Source organism: Clostridium sartagoforme AAU1 (assembly GCF_000401215.1).
In the GTDB taxonomy this organism is placed as follows: domain Bacteria; phylum Bacillota; class Clostridia; order Clostridiales; family Clostridiaceae; genus Clostridium; species Clostridium sartagoforme.
On record NZ_ASRV01000227.1, the window covers coordinates 1 to 3,257 of the forward strand.

At 24.1% G+C, this 3,257-nt stretch carries 3 protein-coding genes; all 3 read right to left on the minus strand.

Annotation, left to right across the window (positions count from 1 at the left end; all coding sequences use genetic code 11):
* Positions 1-92: 92 nt before the first annotated feature.
* Positions 93-623 carry a 2'-5' RNA ligase family protein gene (locus A500_RS17905; protein ID WP_016208986.1) on the minus strand — a complete coding sequence of 177 codons (531 nt, stop codon included), beginning with the start codon at positions 621-623 and terminating at the stop codon, positions 93-95.
* A gap of 109 nt (positions 624-732) precedes the next feature.
* Positions 733-1,362: a DUF488 domain-containing protein gene (locus A500_RS17910; RefSeq protein WP_016208987.1), complete on the minus strand. Its 630-nt coding sequence runs from the start codon at positions 1,360-1,362 to the stop codon at positions 733-735.
* Positions 1,363-1,405: 43 nt separating this feature from the next.
* The coding region (locus tag A500_RS17915; RefSeq protein ID WP_016208988.1) for a DEAD/DEAH box helicase at positions 1,406-3,257 on the minus strand (1,852 nt) is incomplete at its 5' end.

Below are 3,257 nucleotides of genomic sequence, written 5' to 3' on the forward strand. Positions count from 1 at the left end.
TACATGTCATAAAAGGTGTAAAAAATAATCATCTCATAATTTAATAAGATGATTACTTTTAATATTACTCATATTTGTTTATTTTCAAATTTCTAATTTTCTATAAGAAACTCCTTATGTAACTTCCAGTTATTATCTACCCATTTAAATATACTTATATTATCAAAGTAACAATTAAAGTTAAATGAATATTTATTTACATATTCCCATACCTCGTTATATATTGGTGGAACTTTCTTTGAAGTTAATGTAACATGAAGAATTTTATCTTTTCCGTCTTTTTTATTAAACTCAATATAGTCAAAATCATTTAAAACATCTATTAATTTATCATGAAGAACTTTACCTTCATTAGACATATTAACATTCATATAAATGACTCTATCATCAAAATGATTATACTTGTTCATTTTAAACTCTGCTTTTTTTTCTTTTTTACTAAACTTATATAAGGCATCTTCTAAATCTTTTATACTTTTATCATATTCAAATGGTGCTTTAATTGTAAAATGCGCAGGAAGCTTCGATGATTTGGCTTTAAATTTCTCAAAGATATCTTTTCTCATTTCATCATTAAAGTTACCAGCTTCTCCCTTTACAACGCAAACTATAACATATCTCATAAAGATAAATTTCCTTTCACAAAAATTCTTTAAAAACATAGTTAAGCAATAATTAACTATATTTTTAAAGAATTTGATTTTTTTAATTTAATGGATATCCTATTTTATATTAATGTTTTTTCTCTATAGGTAAACATTCAATTCTATACCCAATTTCTTTATTAGCCATTCTATAGCCCTTATTTATCATTTCTTCCCTACTCATTTCATTACCTAATAAAGCATCTATAGTTATTTGTAATCTCTCTGGAAAATATTTATCAAGCAATCTTTCATCAATATATTCTTGATCTTTTATAGAATAATCATCTAAAATATGTTTTACGTTAAATCCATATTCTTGTAAAGTTCTTCCAACTAATATACTTCTATGACATCTTATAGGATCTTGCATAGCCCCCAGTAAGGCAATTCTATAGCCCTTATTACAACCATCCTTTAGCCTTTCAATCCCTTTAATAAAATCTTCTTCATGAATAACTTTTTCAAAATCAGAATATCCCTCTTCATTGTAAGAGATTTTATTAAGCCTCTTTGCTGCAAGTTCCTTAGCCATATAAATATATACAAATCCAGCTTTAGTTAAAGTATACTTTATAGTTTCCTTATCAAATTGAACATTATACTTTGAATAAGGTGTTCCTCTAATATCAACAACAGTATCAATATCATAATATCTTAACATATCTATTAATTTTTCAACTGTATAATTTGAATGTCCTATTGTATATATATCCATTAAAACTCACCTCATATCATTATATTTAATTCTCATTTTATAATTAGGTAAATAGTTTTAGTAGTTCTTCCTCTGTTATTGTATTTAAAGTTTCTCCAGTTAAGGTATCTCCATCTATTATTTTGCTTATCAATTCTTTCTTTTCTTCTTGTAGCTTTATTATTTTTTCTTCAATAGTATCTTTAGATATAAGTTTTATTACTTCAACTATATTTTCTTGTCCAAGTCTATGAGCTCTATCTGTGGCTTGATCTTGAACTGCTGGATTCCACCAAGGATCAAAATGGACTACAACACTAGCTGAAGTTAAATTTAATCCAACTCCACCAGCTTTTAAAGAAATTAAGAATATATTTTTATCTCTATTATTAAATTCATTAACTAAATTTATTCTTTCTTTTGCTTTAATACTTCCATCTAAATATAAATAACTAATATTATCCTCTTTTAATTTATTTCCAATATTCTTTAATACAGATGTAAATTGCGAAAATATAATTACTTTTTTATTTGAATCTATAGTTTCTTGTATTATTTCTTTAACTGCTTTTATCTTTGCACTTTCTTCTTTAAAATCATCTATTAATAAAGATGGATCTAAACAAAGCTGACGTAATTTTGTAAGATAAGATAAAATAACTATTTTATTATCTTTAATCTTTTTATTTTCCTTAAGTTTCTTTTTAATATCTTTCATATATGAATTATAAATTTGCTTTTGACTAAAAGTCATTGGTATTAAGTATTCTTTTTCTATTTTATCTGGTAATTCATCTAATACATCTTCTTTTAATCTTCTTAATACAAATGGAGAAATAAGTTCTTTAAGTTCTTTTAAACTTTTGTCATCTCCATTTAAAAACTTATATTTAAATTTTTCTTCATTATACAAATATCCTGGAGTTATAAAATCAAATATTGACCATAATTCTAGTAAATTATTTTCTATTGGCGTTCCAGTTAAAGCTAGTTTACAATTTGCTTTTATAGATTTAACTAACTCTGTGATTTTAGACTTTTTATTTTTAATATTTTGTGCTTCATCTATTATACAAAAATCAAATCTTTTCTCTTCATACCACTTAAAATCACTTCTTAAAGTTCCATAGGTAGTTAGAAGTACATCATATTCTTTATAATTTTCTTTAACTTTCTTTCTTTCACTAACACTTCCATGAATTACTCCTACTTTTAGAGTATCTGCAAATTTTTCAAATTCACTTTTCCAATTATATACTACAGAAGTTGGCGTTATTATTAAACTCTTTTTATTCTTATTTGAAAGTAGTAAAGTTATTGTTTGAATAGTTTTACCAAGCCCCATATCATCAGCTAATATTCCACCAAAGCCTAAGTTTTCTATTGACTTCAGCCAATTATATCCTTTAATTTGATATTCTCTAAGGTTGCCATTTAAATCTTTTGGAACAGCATAGTTTTCTTCTTTATTATTTAATTTATTTACTAGTTCTTTTATTTTTTCTTCTCCAGTTATAAATGGGATCCTTTTATTTCTTATTTTACTGTCTAAATGTATTAGGCTAAATTTATCAACATATATTTCTTCTTTATATACATTATTAAATAAATTTAGCTCTTCTATAGTTTTAAAAAATTCAACTACTTCCGTGTCCTTTAAATCTAAAAAGTTATTTTCTTTTGTTTTATAAAAAGAACTTCCACTTTTTATTCTTTCCATTATATACGCTATTTCACTATAATCTACTTTATCTATCTTATAACCAAAATTATAATAATCATCTATTTCTTCTATTTTACTTATTATATCATTAGATTTTATAAGCTTTATTTCACTAAACTCATTAGATAAAGTTACATCTCCAATTTTACTTAAATTATCTATCCCTTCACTTAATAATATATATTTATCCTCA

Excerpts from the sequence above, each read along its gene's own strand:
- A500_RS17905 (WP_016208986.1), bottom strand. The coding sequence starts at position 623 with ATGAGATATGTTATAGTTTGCGTTGTAAAGGGAGAAGCTGGTAACTTT.
- A500_RS17910 (WP_016208987.1), bottom strand. The coding sequence starts at position 1,362 with ATGGATATATATACAATAGGACATTCAAATTATACAGTTGAAAAATTA.